The organism is Hoyosella rhizosphaerae (assembly GCF_014643175.1).
In the GTDB taxonomy this organism is placed as follows: Bacteria; Actinomycetota; Actinomycetes; order Mycobacteriales; family Mycobacteriaceae; genus Lolliginicoccus; species Lolliginicoccus rhizosphaerae.
Genome location: NZ_BMJH01000002.1, coordinates 514,954 through 538,804, shown reverse-complemented (window position 1 = coordinate 538,804; position 23,851 = coordinate 514,954). Strand labels below are relative to the sequence as shown.

The following is a 23,851-nucleotide window of genomic DNA, read 5'->3' as shown; positions in this document are numbered from 1 at the left end:
GGAGGAAGATACATAAGGAGCGAGCAATGAGTGACCCGGTGCGCCAATTAGCTGAGTTCCCTCTCCTCGAAGCGATCTTTGGGCGAAGATCACGCCGCTTCGGAACTGGCATGAAAATTCCGTCGGGGCCGCTCGCGTTTGAATCACAGAAACAACCTCGGCCTCTTACTGCGCTAGAACAATCAATGCTTATCGCATCCGGCACAGGGATGACGGGGTGGACCTTTGGGGTGCCGCACGGCCCCGACAGGCCCGACGCACACGCGCACTATTCTCAACGATTCACCGGGCGCACCGCACCAACCGCCGCCGGGTCGGGAACTCCGGTGTTGTTCTACACCGACGACGACGGCACCTACGTCACAAACACCCGCGACGCCGTACCGTCGCGCCAACACGAATACAGCGGCGGCGGCACCCACGATATTGTTCAGACCTGCCAAAAGTGCACTCGCCAGTTGTCGGACCGTCGGCTCGACCTTCCGGCGCAAGCGCCACATATGCTGCCACCGAACTATTGGATGGCCAACCAACCAGGCTCCACCCTATTCATGCCCGTAGGTGACGCAAGCGAACAAGTGTTGGTGCTGTTAGCGATGGTCCTTGCCAACGGAAGTGTCGTCATTGACGACGATCTGGGTTGCCGCGCAGGCAACCTCGACCCCTACATTCGTAGCGGACTTCTGGATGCTTCAGCACCGCCCACTCCCCTGTCCGTGCTGCATCAGATCGCGTATGAAAGCAGCTGCGCTGAACTCAGCTTCATGGCTCACAACATTGTGCTCACTATGCAAGCGATGGGGCTTGGCGGACTGTTCCTCGCCGGGCTTAACCGATGGAGTGTGCTCGGTGCTTTTGCCGACAAAGGGGTACGCGGTTTGGGTTTCAGGTTTGTGTCCGACGACCGGTGGATCCTACCGAATCCGGTTGGCCTCGATGGTGTGTACGAAGGCTTGTGCCCGCCCTACTACCCCGATATGCGTAGCGCCGTCGCTGAGTTTGTTCGTCGCAAGTTCGGCCCAGGCGGCGCCTACGACCCTGACACAGAGGGTCCGTGGATCGATTCCGAAAGAGTCAAGAGGACGGTGGAGCCGTACAGCGACGAGTTCACTGCGTGTCTCGGCGAGATCGCCCAATACATCTACGACAAGTTTGGGCGCTTCCCCGGCACATTTACCACCATGGTGCTGACAGGTTATGTGCAAGCAGTGCACCTCGACACCGAGTTTTACGACACTCACTACAAACCGGGGGCATACCTTCAAACGCACACAGATCACAACACTGCGTGGCACTGACAGGGCTTGGCCATCCACGGCAGTGGCTCCCGAAATTGGGTTGAGACGCATCATTCCGCTTGACCACTGTCTCGCGCGAACAGTGGACACGTCAGAGGTAGTCGCTGAACGCTTCGATGATCCAGTTGAGACTCCAGCTGCGGTCCATCCGAAATGCTCCATTGGTTCCCGCACACTTCGGGTTCACCGAGTAGGACGTCACCGCGACAAGAACATCTGACGTCCCGGAAAGAATTGGGCCACCCGAGTCCCCTTGGCACGTCCCTCCGGTATTCGCGTTTGCAGATACCAGCATCGAGTAATCGCCCGTCCTCCCACTGTTGATCTGGTTCAGCTTTGGGTGAGCCAGCATTCGGGTAGGCAGCATTGCGTCTGCCCGGTCCGGTTTCATCCCCTGAGAGCCGTACCCCACAGCGGTAAAGGTCACGTCTTGTTGCCCGCGCTGCGTTGCCAGACTGTCGAGTTGATTTAGCTCAGGCAGTGAGGCATACCGAGGTTTGTTCACCGGCTCATCAAGCACGACCACCCCGACATCGCGGTAGCGGAAGTTCTCCCGATCAAACTCGGGGTGGGTATAGGGGGTCCCACTAGCCTCTCCGAAGAACGGGAATCCGTTATCAGGCCAACCGGATTCGACATCGGCATCAAACCAGATCCGGGCACTAGCAGCGTCTGCAGTGCAGTGACCTGCCGTGACAAAAATCCGATTCGACACCAAGGCTCCGCTGCACGCACCACTGGGTGCACCGTTTGGTCCCACAGCCATCATCAAGCCGACATAGGGATGCCCCTTGCCGTCGGGTTCACCATTGGTAATAGCACCTGCAGTGGTGAGACCTAAAGTTATTGCTGCGACGGCCGCTGTCGCAGCAGCAACAATCGTGTTTCTGACCCCATCAATCACTTTGCGAGGATCACCTTTCGTTGAATGCGGCGAGCGGTTTTGGATACCAAACACCACAGCGAAGTCAGACACGTGAATCGGACCGTGAACCAGCTCCGGCGAGCTTAAATACGATCTTTTGCATCAAGAAACAGAGTCCCCACACCGCGGAAAATACCGCGAATAGCAAAACGATAGCGAGACGACCGGGACTGATGTCAACGTATTCCTCTCGGAAGTAGATCGTAATCCCGGCTGCAACGCCCAGTAGTACACCATCCTGAACGCCCTTTCTGTTGAACTTCCTTAGAGATATGAAGGTCGCGGCGGGAACGATGATGAATATCGCTACGACCGCAAAAGCCAATTCGTTCCCGAAGGTAGGGATTAGCCCGAGAGTAAATATCAATCCAGTAGCGATGAACAATCCGGTCAATGCGAAGTGCACCAAAAATAGATTGTCCTGGGGACTCTTATTCATTAACCTGTTTAACCTCTCAAACTACAGTGGTGCTTGGCGGTAGCCCACTCATGGATCAATGCGCTACCGCCGAAAGGCGGTATGGGTTTCACACCATGTTGCGAAGGTGATGATGAATCTCAGCTGCGGTCACGCCTGAACCAACTCCACAGATGTACTGATGCCTACCGCACCACGAGGCGAAAGAGTTGTACCCAGCTCGCACTGCAGAAGCCATAGCCCTGAACACCACGGGCCCTGCGGCCCGTGCGGCCCAGTAGATACCCTGAGCAGCCCAGTATGCGGCGGGAAGCCACTGTTCATCAACCTGGCCGCCACCCAGGCGATTCTGGTTGCCGTTCCCCTCACTATTGCCGTTCCCGTGTGAAACGGGGTGGGTCGATTGCATTCCATCTACAACGGACCCTCCCGTTGGGGTTGCCGTTGCAGTCCCTGCGAAAATGCTGCAAGTCAGCGCCCCGGCAGCGATTGCGGCAACGGTCGTCCTGCGGGCACGGTTAACAAGCATAGAAAATCCCTTTCGAGAAATGGCAGTGTTGGTTCACAAATCCCCCCCGACTAGCAGGATATAAACATACCGCACTTTTTCAACGGGATGTATTATTTTTGCGCATTCACCACTCACGTTTTTCTTCCGTTCCCAAATGGGCAATTTTCACTTTATTAGCATATGTGAATATATAGATAAAATTAAGCCTTTTACTGTTTGAGGTTTATCCAAGACAGGAAGTCCGCCCGTTCACTACAGTCGGCGCATAGACGCATACCATGCGAGCTGACGAAATGCGCGCGGCCGATGATCGATTGAGTTCACGGCCTGCCAACAGAACGAACCTTCCGTTCTGCACATGAGCGGGTCTGAACCGCAGTAGCGCTTGCCAAGATTGCGCCAAGCAATGTGGCCCCACCCGGCCTTCGCTTTCGCCCTTGGTTGAAGGTGACCCTGTGCAGCGAGGTGGCGCGTTCCCTGGTCTTGCACCAGCCCAAGCGAAGGGTTAGGCAGTGTTTACACGGTTAGTTATGGACACATCAGTCCAATATCGTTACGCTTAGCCACATGGGTCGACCACGCAAGTTCGATGAGTCAACTGTCCTCCGAAGCGCGATGGAGCTATTTTGGCTGCGTGGATACCATGCTGCGTCTACGGAAGAGCTATGCGCAGCAACCGGATTGTCACGTAGCTCACTGTACGGAACATTCCATAACAAGCGCAGCCTGTACCTACGGTGCCTCCGCGAATACGCAGGCAGGCAATGGATACTGCAGCAAGAGTTGATCGACAACCACACATTGCATGCCGAAGAAAAACTGCGGGTACTGCTGATATCCGCAGCGCAGCACCAATTCACTCACCCCTCCCGGCGAGGCTGCCTAGCAGTAGATGCCTCCGTCGAAGCAGCAGGCGAAGACAACGACGTCGCAGCCTGCGCACTACGCAACTTCGAGAACATCCGGCAAACAATCGAACACATCGTGGCCGAGGGCCACACGTCCGGTGAACTCCCTTCCAGCCTGCCCCCCAGTAAATGGGCACTAGTACTCACCGCTGTTTTGTGCGGAAACCACGTCCTCGCAGCGTCCGAACCGGAAATCGACAGCATCCTCGAGACGATCGAGACCAGCCTGAATCTGCTCGTAGGCACAGCGGCGTGACACTTCCCCGCGATGCGGGCACGCCCAACGACAAGGAATTCAATGATTGACCACCATCGCGAGTCCATACCGAAATCCGTGTACATACTGGGCGTAGGGATTTTCTGCCTCGCCACATCCGAATTCATGATCGCGGGACTGCTCCCCAACATCGCCCCCGACCTTGGAACAACCATTCCCGGGGCCTCTCTGTTGATCACCGCCTTCGCCGTCGGCATGATCATCGGCGCACCCCTCATGGCGATCGCGACTCTTGGGATGCCCCGAAGAACAGTCCTCATCACCGTGTCACTTGTGTTCTCCGCTCTACACGTCACGGTCTATCTCACCGATGACTTCACAATCATTGCAATCTCGCGTGTGCTCTCCGCGTTCGCATGCGGGGCATTCTGGGCTGTCGGCGCAGTCCTTGCAGTCCGCCTGTCACCACCATCAATGACTGGCCGGGCCCTCGCCGTCATGGCAGCTGGACTAACCCTCGCCAATGTCGCTGGAGTTCCACTGGGCACGTGGGTTGGTCAGCAATTCGGGTGGCGCTCAGCGTTCGCCGCGATCGCGATCCTTACTCTCGCCACTGCTGCAACGATCGCGCTGTTTGTTCCCCCTTCAGCACGAGAAAACACTGACGTCAAAAAAGCCAAACTCGTCAAACACGAACTCATTGCCTTCACTTCACGGCATGTGTGGCTCACACTCGCCACCACAGCGCTATTTCAGGGAGCGATGTTCTGCGCGTTTACCTACTTTGCACCGCTGATCACCGATGAGGCTGGATTCTCCCCCAGCGCCGTACCCATGATTCTGGCTGCCTTTGGTGTCGGATCGTTCATCGGTATCACCGTCGGCGGAAGACTTGCGGACAGCAACATTTTCGGGACCATCTTTGTCGGACTGACGCTTATGTCCCTCAGCCTGTTGGCAGTCGCTGCATCAGCGTCCAACCAGATCGCCCTTCCGATTGCCATCACAGCAGTCGGTGCCACTGGTTACATCGTTGCCCCAGCGCTCAACGCCCGGATCTTCGCGATCGCTGGAGCCGCACCCACACTCGCGGCCGCAGTGAATACCTCAGCATTCAATGTCGGCAACGCCCTCGGTCCAGCACTTGGCGCAGTCGCGGTGACCGCCGCCGGGTACCGTATGCCTGCCTATGTCGCCGTAGTGGTTACGCTCCTTGCGTTGGCCGTTACAGCAGTCGCCTATCGCGAATCCCGCATTGAAGCAGTCAGAGAAACAGAACTGGTGTCGGCATGACGGCCACACTGTCCACCACGGACCCAACCTTGCGCACAAGAAGTGCAGTTAGCGCCCAATGTCGTCTTCAACGAGTCCGTCGTCGCGGACCACGATGTTGCGTGCGAGCGGAAGTTGGTGCGATTCGCTTTCGAGGATGTGCATCAAATAACCAGCGGTGTTGGGCAGGGCCACGATGTCTCCGACGGCAACCCCGTGTGGAAAGTTGAGTTTCCGCCGCAGTATTAACTCGTCTTCGACGCAGTACGCGCCGACTAGGAAGCCAGCGAAAGGACTGTTGGGTCGGCCAGACTGGTCTCCGCGCACAAGTATGGGGTCGACAAGAAAATCAGCTGATGTTGATCTGCACTGGGTGCGGTTCATTTCGAGGCCGACCAAAGGGATGCCGTCACTACTCTTCTTGCGAAATAGCACCTTGGCTAGGGTCATGCCGCAGCCGTCGAGCAGCGAACGGCCAGGTTCGCACCGCAGGTGTAGCCCGCGATCCCGCAACTCGGTACTTAGCGCGCGGTTGGGTGTGTGCGTCGTCGCATGTGCCGCGACGAGGGCACGCAACCAGTCGCCTCGGATTGGCCGCTGAAAGTAGGGGTAAGTATTGCGGGTGCCAGCTAGTGCACCGGCTTCTTCTCGTCGGCCGAAACCATCGTTTCGCCAGGTAATCGGTGGACGCTGGTGGAGAATTGCGGATTTGTGGGCAGCCTCGAATGCGTCCCATTCGGCTTCGTTGTTGAGGTAACTCATGGGGATGCCCCCGCCCATGTCGATAAAAGAGGGGCGGTGGCCGCGCTGCCGCAGGGCATCAATGAACTGAAGGGCCTCGTCTACAACGATGGCCCGGTTGTGGGGCGAGTACCCGTGGAGGTGGAAGTGAACACCTTCGAACAGGAGTGCGCTCACATTCCGTGTGTCGAGCCACTCCAGCCAGTCGGGTACGGACATCCCGAATCGTGTCGGCGCGATGGCATCATTCTGCGATGCGATTCGCAGGGCTACCGGGGCGGGAGGCGCACCGTCACCCCGCGCGGCCAACATGCTGAGATACCCGTCTGCCTCATCGTGGTTGTCGAGGGCAACAGGCACATTGCGCGACAGGCACAGTTCGAGTAGCGGTGGCGGTTTCACTGCGGCCGTGACGATGACGTTGTGTGGCTGCACCCCCCGATCAAGTACTTGGCGCAACTCGTTTTCGGATGCGACGTCCACACCTAGACCGGCGTCGCGGGCGGCATCAACAAAACTCAGGGCTTTATTGGCTTTGCGGGCAAAAAATACACGCAGATCAATGTCGAGCTCTGCTGCTGCATCCGAAAGGTCCGAAGCGTTTCCTGCTAGAGCGCCTGTGTGGAGCACATTCACTGGCGATCCGTACTCTTCTACCACTCGCTGGGTAACCTGTGGATCAGCTAGCAGGTCGCTCATCCAGCTCGCCAACCGCGCAGTAAGCGGAGGATCACCGGCACACATTTTCTGGATATCGCTGCTCATCCGGTCCCTTCGATACGTCTCATCACCCGAGTGGCCCATCGTTCAGGGGTGTCGTGCAATGCCCGATTCAGAGTGTCATTGCCTATCACGGTGTCTTCAGTTGGGCGACCCAGCGCGGATAGCCCGTGCGTCGCACCTCGGTTGCCAATTACCTGGGCGTCGTCGGTAATCATGATGCCCCTGCGCCCATCGGGAATGCTCACGTGCCCCGAGTCACGCAGCGATGTCACCAGTGGGTCGGTGAGGCGACGCCATCCTGGCGGGGGCAGCACTGCGTCGATGCACTTGTCGTAGGGCCCGCCGTCAGCCAAGCTGCCAGCAATGTAGTCCGAAACAACGAGGCCGGCATCGATCAGTGCGAGCAGTTTCTCTGCGTTCACCAGAGGTGGCCCAAATGCGAACCGTTCCAATGTGGCAGCGAGTGCCATGAACTTTTCCCAGTCCGGGGATGGCCCCGGAAACCGGTCGACCACGGTTTGGTAGCCGATGGCCCACGCACGTCCAAGCGCGTATGCAGGCCCGGGGTGTTTTTCGCCGCGTCCAATCTCGACTGACTCCCGAAATGCATCGACCGCTCGAACACCGACAGCACCCGTTAGTGGTTGTGCTGGGTCCCATCCCGTCCGCAAGGTTTCCAAGATCCGCTCATGAGCTGCTGGTACACCGAGCTCCCAGAGTATGGCGTGAGCTGCTCCGACAATCGACTCCTCCATCGAGTCCACGTCGCCCGAATCAACTTTTGTCCATTCCTTTAGTGCCGCATCGGTGGCATTGCGCGGCAACACGGTGCGTGGTTTCGCGTGCAGGAAGCTGCCGGAACGCGAACTGGGATAGATGGAACGCGGTTCGGATCCACTACGAACGTAACGACAATGTGCGCCGTGGCCTTCAAACCGGCCACCGCGCCCCTCCGTGAGCGCCAATGCACCATCGATGAAGGTCAGTGCCGCACCCCGGAATCGCACGCGAGTGTGCGGTGCAACCGTGTCAAGATTTTCGATCGGGTACACCGAGGTGACTGGGGTTTCACCCGCATCCAGAAGCGCCCCGTCCCAGGTGGCGCCGTGTCCCACTGTCAGCAGCACTTCGTCATACGGTCCTCGGTCGGTGTCCGGCAGCACGTGCCACCTGCCGCAGTGCGAACGACGAAGATCCGTGACAGTGGACGCAATATGCCGGACCTGTACATGTGGTGCAGATTCGACCAAACGCTGAAATGACCACCTGAAGTACCGGCCGACGGCAGCGCGAGATGGAAAGCCTTCCGCTGCGATCGTCGGTTCAACTGATTGAGCCCATTCACGCCATGACGGTCGCAGCGCGCTTCTTCGCTCGCGAGGCCAGGTCGAAACGATGTTCGCATCAACATTGAGGCGCAAATAGTTAGGCAACGAAGGCTGATATGCGGCACCAATCCCGGGTTCCTGCGGATCAAACAGGTCGATGCGAAGTTTCGCTGACATCGTGTGAGACTGCGCAAGGATCGACTCCAGCGCAAAAAGTCCCTTCGGACCCGCACCCAGGATCGCGATAGTAAATGCGGATGCGCCTACAGCCATTGTTCGGTCTGCTCCTTCGTGAGCCCCAGGACGTCGTTGACCCACGCATCACTGTAGACAGTTTCGGCATACGGCAAGCCACCGTCGTGGGCTATCAACACCACTGTGTCGGCCGGATCAATGGACGGCAGCCGTCGACGAAGGGCAGCGACAACTCCCCCTGTCGATGCACCAGCGATGATCGCTTCACGCCGCGCCAGCAACCTGCAGCCGCGGACACAATCAGCCTCAGATACCCGCACCAAATCATCAAGGCGGGCATCTTGTGAAAAACGTGTTTCCAACCCCGCACCCAAGCCGGGCAGGAACCGCTCCCGTGATGTCCCACCGAAAAGAGCGCTTCCTTCAGAATCCACAGCGGTTATGCGGGTAGTCATCCTTGTTTTGTCGATGAAGTTACGGCAGCCAGTCAACGTGCCTGTGGTGCTTGTGGCCACAAAGAGGTGATCTACCCTGCCGTGCGTCTGCTCGGCGATTTCCGCCATCGTGCCGAGTTCGTGCGCTTGAGGATTCGCGGGGTTTGAATACTGATTAAGATTCACCGCGCCAGGAATTTCACCAACAATGCGAGCAACTTCCTTTAACCGTGCGGCGAGTAGCTCCGATGTGCCTGCACTAATAGCGTCGACGATCCGGACGTCTGCCCCAAGTGCTCGCATCATCGAAATCGTGGCTTTATTCGTGCGGGAATCCGCGACACAAATAAATCGGACGTCTCGCAACAAGCACGACCGCGCCAGCGCCAGGCCAAGATTGCCTGAACTCGACTCGACGACAGTGCCTCCGGACTGCAGCTGACCAGTCTCGAAAGCGCTATCGACCAGAGACGCAGCGGTCCTGTCTTTGGCACTGAAACCCGGGTTGAACATCTCGAGTTTCATCAAAATGGTGTGCGGTACATCTGGGAAAAGTCGCGTCAGATTCACCAGCGGAGTGTGCCCAACTAGGTCGGATATATCCGCCGAGACGGCAAGATTGGTGGTGACGGGTGTGTTCACGCAAGTCCCCTTAGCTGACTGGTCATCTACTGCACCGTGAGTACCCAAGCTCGGTGAAAACAAATCAGGATAGGTGTTGACTGCTCAGCACACTGTCTCGTCAAGTATGCCTGCATTTGAGCACTGGCACCTGTGAGGCTGCTGATCGTTACGTATTTCGCTGCCGGTTCCAAACCGCATCGGTTCGATCACGCTTGTCACATCACGTGCTAAATAGCGCTTCCCTTTCCATTGCAGCGCACATGCTTTCGTCAACAGTCTTTATCGGGCGTCAGCGTGAAGGAGTGCGAGTGCAGAAAATTAAGGCGGTGCCGTTAGGTCTTGCGTCAGTGTTAGGCGCGGGGATGCTCGCGATTACAGCACCGACCGCGCTGGCAGCACCGTGTGCCTCGATATCTACTAGTGATGCCAACGGAACCAGCGCCCACGTCGAAGGTGCGCCGCTTGGTCGCATGCCTGAGACTGCACATGGCCCCGTCGGCCTTGAGCCACCTCACGCACTGTTCAGCCCGCGCGCTGCTTCACCGGCCAAGTTTGTCGAGTGGCTGACAGGTCCGAATAGCAACAACCAGACTCCAACCCGCTTCGGGATGTCTGGCACAGACCTCGGGATCATCTGGGACAACGGCAAAACCGACGACGAGCAGCAGGTACTCATCGCCTATGGAGACACCTTTGGTGACTGTTCGCTTCCGGGCAATGAGTGGCGTTTCAATGCCCTCATGCGGTCGGCCGACACTGATCTTTCTGACGGCATGGCCGTACCTGACCCGCTCACAGAGGAAGACGACGACTACCTCTTCGGCGGCTCCCCCGTCACCATTGACCGACCCGATTTCTCGAAGCAAATCATCGACAAGTTGGGGCTAGCACCGACGGAGTTCACAGTCATCCCCACAGCCGGGATCGCTGTCGGCACCACTCAGTACATCAACTTCATGTCGGTGAAAGAGTGGGGTCCACCGGGGCAATGGACAACCAACTTCTCAGCCATCGCTGTCTCCGATGACAACGGCGAGAACTGGGACGTGGATTTCGACACCATTCGCGCCGATGAAACTGGCAACCTCGACGACTACGACTACGTCGCGGGCAACAACAACTTTCAGATGGCCGCATATGTGAAGCGCGATGGCTACGTTTACACCTTCGGCACACCTTCAGGCAGGCAAGGCGCGGCGCGGGTCGCCCGTGTCAACGAAACCGACATTCTTGATCTCGCCGAGTATGAGTATTGGAATGGGTCAGGCTGGACTCAAGGTGACCCCAGCGCAGCCGTCAACGTAATCCCTGCGCGCGTCAGTGAAATGTCAGTGCAGTGGAACGAGTTCCTCGGCAAATACATCGCCCTGTACACCAACAGCCTGGGCAGCGTCGTCCTGCGTCTCGCCGACCAACCGCAAGGACCGTGGAGCGACGCTGAACCAATCATGACCGCGACAGCTTTCCCAGGCGGGCTCTACGCACCGTACATTCATCCGTGGTCCGAGGGCTCTGACTTGTACTTCACCGTCTCACGTTGGTCGCACTACAACGTCATGTTGATGCGCACCACCCTCGACCACACCCCGCCCACGCCCGGTGTGGGTTCAGGATCGATGGGCGGCGGGGGATCCTAACCCCACCCACAGCGTATTCTGGTGGCTGTCACGATGCAGCGAAGCCGGTGTGAAACCGGCGCTGTCCCGCAACTGTGAGCCCCGCAGCGGCTTTCGAGCCCTGCAGAGTTAAGCCAGGTCGCCTGCTTGTGACGTTCGAGAGCTCTCGAGGACGAGCGTCTCGCAGGCGGCCTGTGTTTGGCCAAAGTCGGCGATTCTCCTCCTCGACCAACAGGAGGATCGGCACATGAATTTTGGCAGAGTCACGAAAACCGGCAGGGTCGCCATTGTCGCTACTGCACTGGCACTGGTTGCAGCAGGTTGTGGCGACGCCACCTCAGAAGTCGAAGCGGAAACTGACGCGACGAGGGTAATTTCACTCTCCCCCGCAGCGACTGAGATGCTCTTCGCGATCGGTGCTGGTGATCAAGTCATCGCCGTGGACGAGTATTCGAATTTCCCGGAGAACGCACCTACTACGGACCTCAGTGGATTCAGTCCCAACCTTGAGGCGATCTCCTCGTACGATCCGGACCTTGTGGTGCTGTCCTCATTCGCTGACGCCATTGTGCCGCAACTCAACACGTTGCACATTCCCACCTATGTTGCTGCAGACAACCCATCAGAGATCACCGACGTATACGACCAGATTGTGGATCTCGGCAACCTCACAGGGCGGTCTACCGAGGCAGAGGATCTTGTTGAGCGGATGACTGACTTCCTGGACAAGATCGCCGCTGACGCACCACAGCGATCAACGCCTCTGACGTACTACATCGAGCTCGACGACACGTACTGGACGTACACATCAGCCAGCATCGTCAGTGCACTTTTCGAACGAGTGGGTCTGCGCAACATTGTTGACGACGAAGACCTCGTCGCCACACAACTGTCGGCTGAAGCGATTGTGCAAGCAAACCCTGATGTCATCTTTCTTACCAACAGCAACTTCGGAGTGACCCCGGAGGTTGTGGCAGATCGTCCAGGCTGGTCAAATATCGCAGCCGTGGAGCAGGGCCACGTTTTCGAACTCGTCTCCGACATCGCCTCACGGTGGGGACCGCGCCTCGTGGATCTCCTCGACATAGTGGTCGAGAAAACGTCGCAAATTCGGTGATCACCAAGCTTCGGTGGTGGTGGCTACTACTCGGCTGCGTCGCGGTTCTGGGGGCAGCACTCGCAGGTTTGAGCTTTGGTGCCGCATCAATACCGCTCAGTGGTGTGGTCGTCGAATTGGCGAACCTGGTCCCGGGAGTGGAGCTCAATTCAGGATTAGATGTGCGCCAGGCAGCCATCGTCACCGAAATTCGCTTGCCACGCGTGGTGTTGGGTCTGATCGTCGGTGCGATGCTCGCAATTGCCGGTGGGGCGTACCAAGGCGTGTTTCGAAACCCACTTGCTGAACCATTCTTGCTGGGCGTCGCCGCAGGTGCCGGGCTTGGCGTGACGGTTGTCATCGCGCTGCAACCGACATACGCAGCAAACCTGCCGGTGACGACGCCTATCGCGGCGTTTACGGGTGCTCTCGGTGCGGTCACCTTAACGTACTTTCTGGGAGCGGCAGGGGGCCGTGACCGCTCGCCAGAAACGCTCATCCTCGCAGGTGTTGCTGTTGCAGCGTTCCTCACCGCGATGCAAACGTACCTACTCCAGCGGCACGTCGACGTCATACGCGAGGTTTATAGCTGGCTCCTTGGCCGACTCGGAGGCGCAACCTGGTCAGACGTAACAATGCTCTTGCCGTACGCAACGATCGCTGCTGTCACCATCGTCCTGCTCGGTCGTGAACTCGATGTGATGGCGGTCGGCGACGATGAAGCTGCCACCCTCGGTGTGCACCCACAAGTGATTCGCGTAGTTCTGCTCACCGCAGCTTCGCTCGGCACCGCCGCAGCAGTGTCGGTATCGGGTCTGATCGGATTTGTTGGCATCATCGTGCCGCACATCGTCCGACTTGTTTTCGGTTCCTCATACCGCGTGATCTTGCCCCTGTCACTACTGTTCGGTGCAGCATTTTTGGTCCTCGCTGACCTTGCAGCCCGCACCGTCGATGTGCCACGCGAAGTGCCAATCGGCGTTGTCACCGCATTCTTGGGGGCGCCGTTTTTTGTTCTGATCCTTCGCGCAACAAAGCGGGCTGCCCTGTGATTAGCGTCGATAACATCAGCGTCACCCTAGGCCGCGGGGCTCCCCTAATCCGAAATGTGAACCTTGAGGTAGCAAACGGCGAATGGGTGACCGTCATTGGCCCCAACGGTGCGGGCAAATCAACCTTGTTGCACGCAATCAACCAGCACCTTCCCTACTCGGGAACAATTCAGATCGACCACCGCGACACCAGAACCTTGAGCCGCCGTGAGCGCGCTCAACTCATCGCGACCGTGCCGCAATCGCCCACGGTTCCTCCCGGAATGGCGGTAGGTGACTACGTTCTTCTCGGCCGAACGCCGTACATCTCACCATTGCGAAGCGAAACAGCACACGATGTCGCCATAGCGGACGACGTCATGACGGTCCTTGATCTTCAGCGTTTTCGGAACCGCGTATTGAGCACCCTGTCCGGCGGCGAACGCCAAAGGGTTTTTCTCGCTCGTGCGTTAGCGCAGCAAGCACCAGTACTGCTACTCGATGAGCCCACGACGGCACTCGACATTGGACACCAGCAAGAGGTGCTCGATCTAGTCGACGAACTTCGAATTGCACGAGGAATTACCGTGCTTTCCACGATGCATGACCTCTCGATCGCCGCAGAGTACGCCGAAAGGATGGCATTAATCGCCGATGGCACGTTTGTGGCGATGGGCACACCCACTGAGGTGCTGACTACGGGCAACCTGTCCCAGTTTTATGGCGCACACGTGCAGGTATACACCCACGCGGGCACCCCTGCGGTGATCCCTATTCGACGCCGCCGTCGATAATCAGTCGCGATCGTGCCCAGGCTCAGACATGCTGTGGAAATGAAGACCCGCCAAGTAGCCGCGCCAGCGCTCATGCTTGCTGGCGGCACGTCGATGTACGTTGGCGCCGCTGCGGGTGTGTTTCTGTTCAGCTTCGTCGCCCCCGCCGGTGTTGCCTGGTTGCGGATCGTAGGCGCGGCGCTCATCTTTCTGGCGATTGTGCGACCAGCGCGTTCTGCCTGGGTGGGGCAGGCTCTCCTCCTCGCCGGGGCATTCGGCACCATCACGGCCCTAATGAATATCGCGTTCTATGAGTCCATCGCCCGGTTACCACTCGGCACCGCCGTTGCCATCGAGTTCTTGGGACCAATCGTTGTGGCCGCGTGGGGTTCCCGCACATGGCGCGACGTCGTGGCGCTACTTGTTGCCGTCGCAGGGGTTGTTCTCATCGCCGACGTTCATCTTGCGGGCTCCCCCGCCGGTATCGCATTCGCCTTACTTGCTGCACTCTGTTGGGCGGGATACATAGTTCTAGGGAAACGTGTTGCCTCTGCGGTGTCACCGCGGAACAGTTTGGCAGTCGGTTTCACCGTCGGTGCCGTAGTGACGTCGCCCTTTGCATTCACGCTCGCTTCGTCCTGGCAACCAGATACCCCGCTACTGACGGTCTTAGTCCTAGGTCTGGCGTTAGGCTTGTTCGCGAACGTCATCCCGTATGGAATCGACCAGATCATCCTGCGGAGTGTCGGGCAGGCCTATTTCGCCGTCCTTCTTGCACTTCTGCCAGTGACATCCGCGTTGATCGGGTGGATAGTACTCAGACAATCACTGTCCGTGCCGGAACTGATCGGCATTGCCGCGGTGGCTATTGCTGTCGCTTTGCGAAAGCCCACTAGCTGACAGTTGCCGCGAGCGCACGCCGCGTAACCCACGCAACTTGGTGAACAGCGTCGTCCGTGGACCCTCCAGCCTGTAAAAGGTGGCTGATTGTCAGGCGAGTATTGATTGAAATCAATGTGTACAGATCCGATTCCGATATCCCAGTGTCCCGGTAGAGGTTGGCCGCTTCGGCTACAACTACCACGATCGCCTGCCCCAGGACAGGTTTGGGATCGACGGCGAGCAGATCGATAAGGTCCAGCTCTGCCCGATGCTGGCCATTTAAGATCGCCTGCATCAATTGGTTTTCATCCGCCATATCGAGAACGACACGCACGGCTTCAGGCAACCCTGTCGCAATGTCCGAACCGTACTTCTGCATTGTTTCGAGAATCGCTGCAAAAAATAGCTCCGCCTCGCGCCGGATCATCGCGTCGGCCAGCGCTGCTTTTGTTGGAAACTCCTTGTAGACCGCCTGCCTATTCACGCCTATGGCAGAACCAACCCCAGCCATCGTTACGGCACTCCAGCCTCGTTGGCAGGTGGCCTCACGAGCAGCTTCGATAAGGCGATCGCGTAGCACCACTTCTACCACCCCCAACTGACGCCGCATATTAGATTCCTGGTTAGGTTGCGGGCGAAAATTACGATAGCCGGTGTAGACATGAAGAATGCCGTCCTTGACTGAACTTTTCGCAATCGACACGCTTCTCACTGACGACGAGCGACAAATACAATCCTCTGCACGCGCCTTCGCGGCACAACAACTCGGTCCGCACATCTCCGACTGGTACGAGGCTGGCACACTGCCTGTACGTGAGGTGGCTCAAGAGTTTGGCCGACTTGGCCTGCTCGGCATGCACCTGCACGGCTACGGTTGCGCAGGCACGACCGCAACCGAATACGGGCTGGCGTGCATGGAGATCGAAGCCATCGATTCGGGTTTGCGCAGTCTTATGTCAGTGCAAGGATCCCTCGCGATGTACGCGATCTATGCCTACGGCTCCGAGGAACAGAAACAACAGTGGCTCCCCCAGATGGCGGCGGGTGACAAAATTGGGTGTTTTGCCTTAACGGAACCCGATTTCGGGTCCAACCCGGGCGGCATGCGGACCCGCGCCTACCAGGACGGTTCCGACTGGGTGCTTAACGGAACAAAGATGTGGATCACCAATGGCACACTGGCCGACGTTGCGGTGGTGTGGGCGCGCACAGATGACGGAATACGCGGCTTCCTCGTGCCTACTGACACCCCAGGGTTCGCAGCGACAGAAATGAAACGAAAACTATCGCTCCGCGCATCCGTCACAGCCTCATTGTCCTTCGACGAAGTACGCCTGCCAAGCAGCGCACTCTTGCCCAATGCTCGAGGCCTACGAGCACCGCTGGGCTGTCTCAGTGAGGCACGTTTCGGCATCGTGTTCGGCAGCATGGGAGCCGCACGAACATGCCTCGAAACGGCCATTGAATACGCGCAAACCCGCGAAGTATTCGAGAAGCCACTCGCGGGGTATCAGCTGACGCAAGCCAAAATCGCTGACGGCGCAGTCGAATTCGGCAAAGGTGTACTCCTGGCCCTTCATCTCGGGCGTCTCAAAGACTCCGGGTCACTCACCTCGGAACAGGTCAGTGTCGGAAAACTCAACAACGTGCGTGAGGCTCTGGGCATTGCCCGGCAGTGCCGCACAATTCTGGGGGCCAATGGAATCACCTTGGACTACCCAGTTATGCGGCACGCCTCAAACCTCGAAACCGTCCTCACGTACGAGGGCACCTCAGAGGTGCACCAACTCGTGATTGGGCAAGCACTAACGGGCGAAAACGCGTTCCGCTAGGACTGCAATCAGCCTTTGCCTGAGCTGTGGAAATGCAACAAGTCATAGCGGGTGATCACGCCCACTGGTTTGCCGTCCTCGATCACCATCAAAGCATCGGTGTCGGCAAGGGCCTTTTGTGCATCTTCCACAGTCTCACCCGTACCGATGAGCGGCAACGGCTTGCCCATCACTGAGCTGACAGGATCCGCTAGATTCGCCCGCCCCTCAAACACTGCGCTGAGAAGATCTCGCTCGTTGAGGCTGCCCTGAACCTCACCGGCCATGATCGGCGGTTCGGCTCCGACAACCGGCATTTGGGACACGCCGTATTCACGCAGGATCTCGATAGCATCGCGCAAGGTTTCTTGAGGATGCGTATGCACCAGGTCAGGAAGCTTGCCTGACTTACCGCGGAGCACATCTCCCACATACGCCACCGTTGACTTGCCGTCTAGGCGGCTGCGGAGGAATCCGTAGGACGACATCCAGGCGTCGTTGAAGATCTTCGACAGGTACCCGCGACCACCGTCCGGTAGGAGAACTACAACCACAGCGTCAGGGCCTTCTCGGCGTGCTACTTCAAGCGCACCGACGACTGCCATTCCGCACGAACCGCCGACGAGGAGACCTTCTTCGCGAGCGAGTCGACGCGTCATCTCGAACGAATCTGCGTCAGACACTGCGATGATCTCGTCGGGCACCGAAGGGTCGTACGCCTCGGGCCAGAAATCCTCACCCACGCCCTCGACCAAATACGGCCGACCGGAACCACCCGAATACACCGAGCCCTCAGGGTCGACACCAATGATTTTCACCTTGCCGCCCGAAACCTCTTTGAGGTAGCGACCCGTGCCAGTGATGGTTCCGCCGGTGCCGACACCCGCAACAAAGTGCGTCACCTTGCCGTCGGTGTCACGCCAAATCTCCGGCCCCGTCGTCTCATAGTGACTGTCTGGGCCGTTGGGGTTCGCGTACTGGTTCGGTTTCCACGCACCTTCGATCTCTTGCGTGAGCCTGTCCGACACGTTGTAATAGCTGTCGGGATGCTCAGGCGGCACCGCAGTCGGGCACACAACAACTTCTGCGCCGTACGCCCGCAACACATTGCGTTTGTCCTCGCTGACCTTGTCCGGGCACACAAAAACGCACTTGTACCCGCGTTGTTGTGCCACAAGGGCAAGGCCCACACCCGTGTTCCCTGACGTGGGCTCGACAATCGTGCCGCCAGGCTTCAGCTCGCCCGAAGCCTCGGCTGCATCGATCATTTTGACCGAGATGCGGTCCTTCGAGCTGCCACCCGGATTGAGGTATTCAATCTTCGCTGCAACAACACCAGAGACGCCGTCAGCAACTGAGTTGAGCTTCACCAGCGGGGTATTGCCGATGAGATCGACTACGTGATTCGCAATGCGCATACCCCCATCGTTCCAGATATCTGCGGCAGTGTGGAATCCGCCATCAAATCTGGTGCCTCAGCGCAACGTAATCGACCGCGCTTGTATAGCATCAAGGGTGGCATCAGGCTTGCGCTAAAGGGGGTATTGGCATGCCGAGAGGCGAAGATGGAACCACGCACAGTGGCAATTCTTCGCGCAGTGGCAATTCTTCGCGCACACATGTTGCCGTCAAAGCCACCGCGGCGGCGGTCATTGGCGCATCCTCAGCGGGCGCAGCCAGTTGGGCAACCTACAATTTCCTTTCCGCACAAGCCAAAACCGCACGAACTCGCATCGGCAAACTTCCGCCATACCCACCTGAAGCCGATGGTGTGTACATGCCGCAAGGTGGGCGCCCGGAACGCTGGAACTCGCGGCAAAGCGCAGACCTGCACCTCATGATCTTCGGTGATTCCACAGCAGCTGGACTCGGTTGCACCTTTGCCGACGAAACACCCGGTGTGCGACTCGCCCGAGGACTCGCCGACGAGTCAGGGTTGCGGGTACGGCTCAGCACCAAAGCAATCAGCGGGGCCACCTCAAAAGGATTGTCCGGGCAAGTGGATGCGTCCTTCGTCTCAGGAAGCCCACCCGATGTTGCCGTCATCCTGGTCGGTGCCAACGACGTAACAGCACGCCAATCCGTTCGCGCAGCGGCCCGTCGGCTTCGCGACGCAGTGCGGCGACTGCACGATGCTGGTTCTGTCGTCGTCGTCGGAACATGCCCCGATTTCGGTATCGTCACCGACGTTCCGCAACCGTTGCGATCAGTACTACGCCAATGGAGCTTGAGCCTCGCCCGCGCACAAACCGCAGCAACAAAGTCGGCAGGTGGCCACCCAGTCCCACTCGCAGACCTTCTGACGCGCGAATTCTTGGCCTCACCGGACCGACTCTTCTCCTCCGACCGCTTCCATCCGTCCCCCGCTGGATATGAACTCGCGGCGCGGAACATCCTGCCCGTGATGTGTTCAGCACTGGGAGTGTGGAAAGGCGGACCGCTCGAAGAATTGCCAGAAGTCTCGGCCGCCGCCGAAGCGCGCCGCCCCACAGTTCGTGTCTGGAATGCCCTCAACCGGATGTGGTTCTTGCACCGGAGCCCCGGCACACGCACACCTGACAAGCAGGGCAAGCGACGCAACCCACTCGGTATCGCACCCGCCGCAAATCTCTCTCGGATCGCGCGGCAGCACCGCCGAGGAAAACGCTCACCACTTCCCGACTAGCAAGCTATCCACAACCAACAATCAAGCCACCATAGGAGTTCTCATGCCAGAGGCCGTCATTGTTTCCACCGCCCGTTCACCCATCGGCCGTGCGATGAAGGGGTCGCTGAAGACGATTCGCCCCGACGACCTCGCCGCACAGATGGTGGCAGCAGCGTTGGCGAAAGTTCCTGAACTCGACCCCACCGAGATTGATGACATCATGCTCGGCTGCGGTCTCCCCGGCGGACAACAAGGCTTCAACATGGCCCGCAACCTGTCGATAATCTTGGGTTTCGACAATGTCCCTGGCACCACCATCACCCGCTACTGCGCATCATCAGTGCAGACCACACGAATGGCGCTACACGCCATCAAGGCTGGTGAAGGAGATGTGTTCATCTCAGCGGGCGTGGAAAGCGTGTCAAGCTTCCTCCACGGAACATCTGACTCACTTCCCGACACAAAAAACCCCCTCTTCGCTGACGCAGAAGCACGCACCGCAACAGCAGCGCAGGGTGGTGTCAGCTGGCACGACCCACGCGAAGACGGCCTACTGCCCGACGCATACATCGCCATGGGACAAACAGCCGAGAACGTCGCCCAAATCACCGGCATCAGCCGCGAGGACCAAGACCGGTGGGGCGTGCGTTCGCAGAATCGCGCTGAAGAAGCCATTAACGCTGGCTTCTTCGAACGTGAAATCACGCCCGTCACCCTCCCCGATGGCACAGTCGTCAACACGGACGACGGACCACGGCCCGGCACAACCTACGAAGCTGTCAGCCAACTCAAGCCCGTGTTCCGCCCCGACGGCACCATCACCGCCGGCAACGCCTGCCCACTCAACGACGGCGCGGCTGCGCTAGTCATCATGAGCGACACCAAGGCGAAGGAACTCGACCTCACCCCACTTGCCCGGGTCGTCGCCACTGGTGTTTCAGGCCTGTCCCCCGAAATCATGGGACTTGGGCCGATCGAGTCCACCAAACGTGCACTCGCCACCGCAGGCATGACGATCAGCGACATTGACCTATTCGAGATCAACGAAGCATTTGCGGTTCAAGTTCTTGGCTCTGCCCGCGAACTTGGTATCAACGAAGACGCACTCAATGTCTCGGGCGGCGCGATCGCGCTTGGGCACCCATTCGGTATGACAGGTGCCCGCATCACCACCACGTTGCTGAACAACCTCACCACTCACGACAAGCAGTTTGGTCTCGAAACCATGTGCGTTGGTGGCGGCCAAGGTATGGCGATCATCTTTGAACGCCTGAGCTAGAAAGTATGACGCTGTGAGCGTGTGTTGAGCGGATTCGTTGAAGGGTCCGCTCAACACTGCTCTGGTGAGGTCTTGATGCGCTCGCCTCGGTGCCAGACCGCTACCGCGCGCAGGTCCTCATCTAGCGCCACCATGTCTGCGGGGTAGCCGGGACGCAAGTGGCCAGCTTTCAGGCCGAACAATGTCGCTGGTGTGTGGGTCGCCGATTGGACCGCACTTACCAGGTCAACTCCCGCAGAAATAACGGTCCGGCGCACCACTTCGGCAAGAGTCGCAGTTCCCCCAGCGATAGCCGGAACATCGCCAACATAGTGGTCACCCGTGCTTAGCCGCGCGACGCCGTCATCGACACGAACGTCCAACCCGCCGAGGGCGTAGTCGCCATCAGGCATTCCCGCTGCCGCCATCGCATCCGTCACCAAAGCGACCTGGCCTGGACCTACCAAGTCGAACACCATCCGCACCGTGTCGTCAGACAAGTGCACACCGTCGCCAATGATCTCCACAACCATCTCGACACGGGCGGCCGCACTCAGGCACGACGCGACTGGGCCGGGATCACGGTGATGCAGCGCGGGCATCGCATTAAACAGATGGGTTGCGCCCCACTGGCCGGACGAAGCCGCCATCACCCGCCGCGTCGTGGCGCTGTCAGCGCTCGTGTGCCCGATGCACGGCACCGCGCCGCCCTTGTGCAGCAATCGCGCAATACTGGCGGCGTGGGCGGTCTCAGGGGCGAACGTCTGGCTACGGATCGCCCCTCCACCGACGTCGAGCAGCTCAGACAGCAACGATAAATCTCCAGGGATGATCGCGGCCGGATCGTGCGCCCCACATTTCCACACCGACAAAAATGGGCCTTCGAGATGCAGCCCCGCCAGATCCCCGGTGTGCACGAGTGGCGCCAGAGCTGCCACTTGTCGCCGGAGGACTTCTCCTGGGGCCGACACGAGGCTCGCCAACTGCGTTGTCGTCCCCCTGCTGCGATGAAAACGAACAACCCGGCTCGCATCGAGTGGATCGTGGTGGAACCCAGCTCCCCCGCCGCCATGACAATGCACGTCGACGAAGCCCGGCACTAGCGTGACACCGCTCGGGCGTGTATCGACGACATCAACCCCGGGGTAATTCCACTGGCCTGCTGGTGTGACCTCCATAACGGTGCCACCGTCAAAGGCAATGATCCCGTCAGCGAGCAGGTCGACTCCGGTAATGATCCGCCCGCGTATCGCTGTCACTGCCATGTCCCCATCCTAGGAGCGGCTGCTTTGGCGGACATGCCTGAACACGAGCAGGGCCCCCACACAGTGTGCGGGGGCCCTGCAAGTGCAGTGCTGAAGGTGCGGTGCTACTAGTCCTGATTGAAGTAACTGAGCAGACGCAGGATCTCGATGTACAGCCAGACGAGGGTGATGGTCAGTCCGAATGCCACTGCCCATGCCGACTTTTCTGGTGCACCCTGGCGGATCATTTCGTCAGCTGCGTCGAAGTCGATGAGGAAGCTGAATGCTGCCAGGCCGATAACGAACAGCGAGAAGATGATCGCTAGTGGGCCGCCGTCGCGAAGACCAAGTCCGCCGTCCATGAAGAATCCGGCAACGAGGTTACCGATCATGAGGACAAGCGCACCGAAGATTCCGGCAACCACCATGCGCGTCATGCGTGGTGTCACGCGAATCGCACCGGTCTTGTATACGAAGAGCATTCCGAAGAACACACCAAAGGTGCCGAGGACGGCCTGCCCGATCAGCGCACCGGCGGAAGTGGTGGGCGACACCATCACGTTGGCGAAAAGCCACGACAATCCGCCGAGGAACAAACCTTGCGCCACTGCGTAACTCAGAACAATGCCGGGGTTGTCCATCTTCTTACCGAAGACAGCGACAAGCACGAGCACGAGGCCCACGATCATGCCACCGAACACAAACAACGGAGCGATACCGGGGTTGGCGCTGGTCATGAAGTACGACAGCGCGGCGGCGATCGTCAGCACCACCAGAGTGGTGCCCGTTTTCGTGACAACGTCGTCAACCGTCATCGCCCTCGACGGCGTGGCGGTCTGGTATTGATCAGCGCCGTACTGCTGCTGACCTTGGCGGAATGCGGCGTTCGAAGCGCCCGCTGCCCCACTGCCAAATGTGGCGTAACCGCCGGGGCCTTTAGGCAAATTTTTGAACACCGGGTTGCTACTGGTGCGCACCGTGACGTCCCTTCCGTTCTGTTCCGAGCTACTACATGCCGTAGCGGCTAGTGCCCGCTGATGTCTCCCTGGATTTGCAAGTTCAACGTACGGTGCCCCACGAGAGTTCCCCATCGGCCGCACCATCGCTCGAACTCACCAAGTACGTAGCCGACTTTACCTGCTATTTATCTCTCATGTCTGTGTGGCAACGCACACTCTATGTGGTCGTTACAGTCAGCGGAAACTCATGAAAAACATGGAATGCACGGTTGGTGTACACCAAAGGAAGCGCATGTGACTCGGCGTGATGAATGTCGTCAACCTCGGCAGCGATAACAATGGACTCACCCACATCAATGTGCCCGACATAGTGGCATCGGAGACGGGTCGCCACGTCATGGAGGTATGGTTCACCCGTTTTTAGGCGCCCCCACTGCATATTTTCACCGAAGCGCACACTTCCAGGGGTAGCAAACACTTGCGCTAACGCAAGGTCGCCCGCGTCGAGAAGGTGCACAACCATCGTTGACGCAGCACGAATTGCCTGCGCGTTGGGGGTCAGTGTGGAAATAGTGAATGACACCGACGGAGGATTGGTGCTGACCGATGCCACCGACGACGACAAGATCCCCACGGGCCCTTGGGGACCTTCCGCGGAAATAATGGCAAGACCAGCTGGTTGACGCCGAAACGCAGCACGAAAAAGGTCACCCAACTCAGACTCTGCGCTCACGGCATCTGACTCCGAGTTCTGGGTGTAGGTGTCGTCGCTACTTGGCATGCCCCGGTCGTTCCTCCCCCGCTGACGGAATTGTGCACTCACTTCAGACGATAGACGGTTACCTGCTCGTGGTGCGAACCGTTGTCGGCTGAAGCAGCCTGCACAGGGTTGGCGCGAAGCGTTGCAGACCGAAAGATCCTGCATTTCGACCGCTGAGAG

At 58.8% G+C, this 23,851-nt stretch carries 22 protein-coding genes and 1 riboswitch; of the genes, 11 read left to right on the top strand and 11 right to left on the bottom strand.

Features of this window, described 5'->3' with window-relative positions; all coding sequences use genetic code 11:
* Window positions 1-26 precede the first annotated feature (26 nt).
* Window positions 27-1,298 (top strand): hypothetical protein, encoded by a 1,272-nt coding sequence (locus IEW73_RS10670; RefSeq protein ID WP_188674374.1) that lies wholly within the window; start codon window positions 27-29, stop codon window positions 1,296-1,298.
* A gap of 91 nt (window positions 1,299-1,389) precedes the next feature.
* On the opposite strand, the gene IEW73_RS10665 is transcribed toward IEW73_RS10670, so the two are convergent.
* The 3 genes from IEW73_RS10665 to IEW73_RS10655 all read right to left on the bottom strand — a co-directional run bounded on the left by IEW73_RS10665 (window position 1,390) and on the right by IEW73_RS10655 (window position 3,170).
* Window positions 1,390-2,202: a trypsin-like serine protease gene (locus IEW73_RS10665; RefSeq protein WP_206050393.1), complete on the bottom strand. Its 813-nt coding sequence runs from the start codon at window positions 2,200-2,202 to the stop codon at window positions 1,390-1,392.
* Window positions 2,203-2,266: 64 nt separating this feature from the next.
* Entirely contained in the window at window positions 2,267-2,662 is a 396-nt protein-coding gene (locus IEW73_RS10660; protein ID WP_188674369.1) for a hypothetical protein, read from the bottom strand.
* Between the two features lie 88 nt (window positions 2,663-2,750).
* Complete coding sequence (locus tag IEW73_RS10655; protein ID WP_188674366.1) at window positions 2,751-3,170, bottom strand: hypothetical protein; 420 nt, start codon at window positions 3,168-3,170, stop codon at window positions 2,751-2,753.
* Between the two features lie 549 nt (window positions 3,171-3,719).
* On the opposite strand from IEW73_RS10655, the gene IEW73_RS10650 reads away from it, so the two are divergent.
* Both IEW73_RS10650 and IEW73_RS10645 read left to right on the top strand, forming a co-directional pair.
* The gene (locus IEW73_RS10650) at window positions 3,720-4,316 is read left to right on the top strand and encodes a TetR/AcrR family transcriptional regulator (RefSeq protein WP_188674363.1); all 597 of its coding nucleotides are present in this window, start codon (window positions 3,720-3,722) and stop codon (window positions 4,314-4,316) included.
* 42 nt (window positions 4,317-4,358) lie between these two features.
* Window positions 4,359-5,570 (top strand): Cmx/CmrA family chloramphenicol efflux MFS transporter, encoded by a 1,212-nt coding sequence (locus tag IEW73_RS10645; RefSeq protein ID WP_188674359.1) that lies wholly within the window; start codon window positions 4,359-4,361, stop codon window positions 5,568-5,570.
* Between the two features lie 48 nt (window positions 5,571-5,618).
* Here the strand turns inward: IEW73_RS10645 and IEW73_RS10640 are convergent, their stop codons facing one another.
* Genes IEW73_RS10640 through IEW73_RS10630 form a run of 3 tightly spaced genes read right to left on the bottom strand, consistent with a single transcriptional unit; the run spans window position 5,619 to window position 9,612 of the window.
* Window positions 5,619-7,055, bottom strand: a complete 1,437-nt coding sequence (locus IEW73_RS10640; RefSeq protein ID WP_229675920.1) for a type III PLP-dependent enzyme domain-containing protein — start codon at window positions 7,053-7,055, stop codon at window positions 5,619-5,621.
* Window positions 7,052-8,614, bottom strand: a complete 1,563-nt coding sequence (locus IEW73_RS10635; protein ID WP_188674356.1) for an FAD/NAD(P)-binding protein — start codon at window positions 8,612-8,614, stop codon at window positions 7,052-7,054. Before IEW73_RS10635 ends, IEW73_RS10640 begins: the two co-directional genes overlap by 4 nt.
* The gene (locus IEW73_RS10630; RefSeq protein WP_188674353.1) at window positions 8,605-9,612 is read right to left on the bottom strand and encodes a pyridoxal-phosphate dependent enzyme; all 1,008 of its coding nucleotides are present in this window, start codon (window positions 9,610-9,612) and stop codon (window positions 8,605-8,607) included. Before IEW73_RS10630 ends, IEW73_RS10635 begins: the two co-directional genes overlap by 10 nt.
* Before the next feature lie 290 nt (window positions 9,613-9,902).
* Here IEW73_RS10630 and IEW73_RS10625 point away from each other — a divergent pair, with 290 nt between their 5' ends.
* The 5 genes from IEW73_RS10625 to IEW73_RS10605 all read left to right on the top strand — a co-directional run bounded on the left by IEW73_RS10625 (window position 9,903) and on the right by IEW73_RS10605 (window position 15,010).
* Complete coding sequence (locus IEW73_RS10625) at window positions 9,903-11,231, top strand: glycoside hydrolase family 183 protein (RefSeq protein ID WP_229675919.1); 1,329 nt, start codon at window positions 9,903-9,905, stop codon at window positions 11,229-11,231.
* Window positions 11,232-11,233: 2 nt separating this feature from the next.
* Window positions 11,234-11,371: riboswitch (cobalamin riboswitch) on the top strand.
* Between the two features lie 86 nt (window positions 11,372-11,457).
* Window positions 11,458-12,327, top strand: coding sequence for an ABC transporter substrate-binding protein (locus IEW73_RS10620; protein ID WP_188674347.1), 870 nt, complete (start codon window positions 11,458-11,460; stop codon window positions 12,325-12,327).
* Window positions 12,324-13,358: a FecCD family ABC transporter permease gene (locus IEW73_RS10615; RefSeq protein WP_229675918.1), complete on the top strand. Its 1,035-nt coding sequence runs from the start codon at window positions 12,324-12,326 to the stop codon at window positions 13,356-13,358. Before IEW73_RS10620 ends, IEW73_RS10615 begins: the two co-directional genes overlap by 4 nt.
* Window positions 13,355-14,131, top strand: a complete 777-nt coding sequence (locus IEW73_RS10610; RefSeq protein WP_206050394.1) for an ABC transporter ATP-binding protein — start codon at window positions 13,355-13,357, stop codon at window positions 14,129-14,131. Before IEW73_RS10615 ends, IEW73_RS10610 begins: the two co-directional genes overlap by 4 nt.
* 72 nt (window positions 14,132-14,203) lie before the next feature.
* The gene (locus IEW73_RS10605; protein WP_188675077.1) at window positions 14,204-15,010 is read left to right on the top strand and encodes an EamA family transporter; all 807 of its coding nucleotides are present in this window, start codon (window positions 14,204-14,206) and stop codon (window positions 15,008-15,010) included.
* On the opposite strand, the gene IEW73_RS10600 is transcribed toward IEW73_RS10605, so the two are convergent.
* Window positions 15,003-15,602: a TetR/AcrR family transcriptional regulator gene (locus IEW73_RS10600; protein WP_188674341.1), complete on the bottom strand. Its 600-nt coding sequence runs from the start codon at window positions 15,600-15,602 to the stop codon at window positions 15,003-15,005. The genes IEW73_RS10605 and IEW73_RS10600 overlap by 8 nt on opposite strands.
* Window positions 15,603-15,660: 58 nt before the next feature.
* Here IEW73_RS10600 and IEW73_RS10595 point away from each other — a divergent pair, with 58 nt between their 5' ends.
* Window positions 15,661-16,824, top strand: a complete 1,164-nt coding sequence (locus IEW73_RS10595; protein WP_188674338.1) for an acyl-CoA dehydrogenase family protein — start codon at window positions 15,661-15,663, stop codon at window positions 16,822-16,824.
* Between the two features lie 8 nt (window positions 16,825-16,832).
* On the opposite strand, the gene IEW73_RS10590 is transcribed toward IEW73_RS10595, so the two are convergent.
* The gene (locus tag IEW73_RS10590) at window positions 16,833-18,221 is read right to left on the bottom strand and encodes a cystathionine beta-synthase (RefSeq protein WP_188674335.1); all 1,389 of its coding nucleotides are present in this window, start codon (window positions 18,219-18,221) and stop codon (window positions 16,833-16,835) included.
* Between the two features lie 131 nt (window positions 18,222-18,352).
* Here IEW73_RS10590 and IEW73_RS10585 point away from each other — a divergent pair, with 131 nt between their 5' ends.
* Both IEW73_RS10585 and IEW73_RS10580 read left to right on the top strand, forming a co-directional pair.
* A complete protein-coding gene (locus tag IEW73_RS10585) occupies window positions 18,353-19,468 on the top strand; it encodes an SGNH/GDSL hydrolase family protein (RefSeq protein WP_188674332.1) in 1,116 nt (371 codons plus the stop codon).
* Window positions 19,469-19,511: 43 nt separating this feature from the next.
* The gene (locus IEW73_RS10580; RefSeq protein ID WP_188674328.1) at window positions 19,512-20,729 is read left to right on the top strand and encodes an acetyl-CoA C-acetyltransferase; all 1,218 of its coding nucleotides are present in this window, start codon (window positions 19,512-19,514) and stop codon (window positions 20,727-20,729) included.
* A gap of 50 nt (window positions 20,730-20,779) precedes the next feature.
* On the opposite strand, the gene IEW73_RS10575 is transcribed toward IEW73_RS10580, so the two are convergent.
* The 3 genes from IEW73_RS10575 to IEW73_RS10565 form a co-directional block, all read right to left on the bottom strand.
* Window positions 20,780-21,973 (bottom strand): N-acetylglucosamine-6-phosphate deacetylase, encoded by a 1,194-nt coding sequence (locus tag IEW73_RS10575; RefSeq protein ID WP_229675916.1) that lies wholly within the window; start codon window positions 21,971-21,973, stop codon window positions 20,780-20,782.
* A 107-nt stretch (window positions 21,974-22,080) separates the two neighbouring features.
* On the bottom strand, window positions 22,081-22,929 hold the full coding sequence (locus IEW73_RS10570) for a Bax inhibitor-1/YccA family protein (protein ID WP_188674325.1): 849 nt from the start codon (window positions 22,927-22,929) through the stop codon (window positions 22,081-22,083).
* 199 nt (window positions 22,930-23,128) lie between these two features.
* Window positions 23,129-23,692, bottom strand: coding sequence for a flavin reductase family protein (locus IEW73_RS10565; RefSeq protein ID WP_188674323.1), 564 nt, complete (start codon window positions 23,690-23,692; stop codon window positions 23,129-23,131).
* Between the last annotated feature and the right edge of the window lie 159 nt (window positions 23,693-23,851).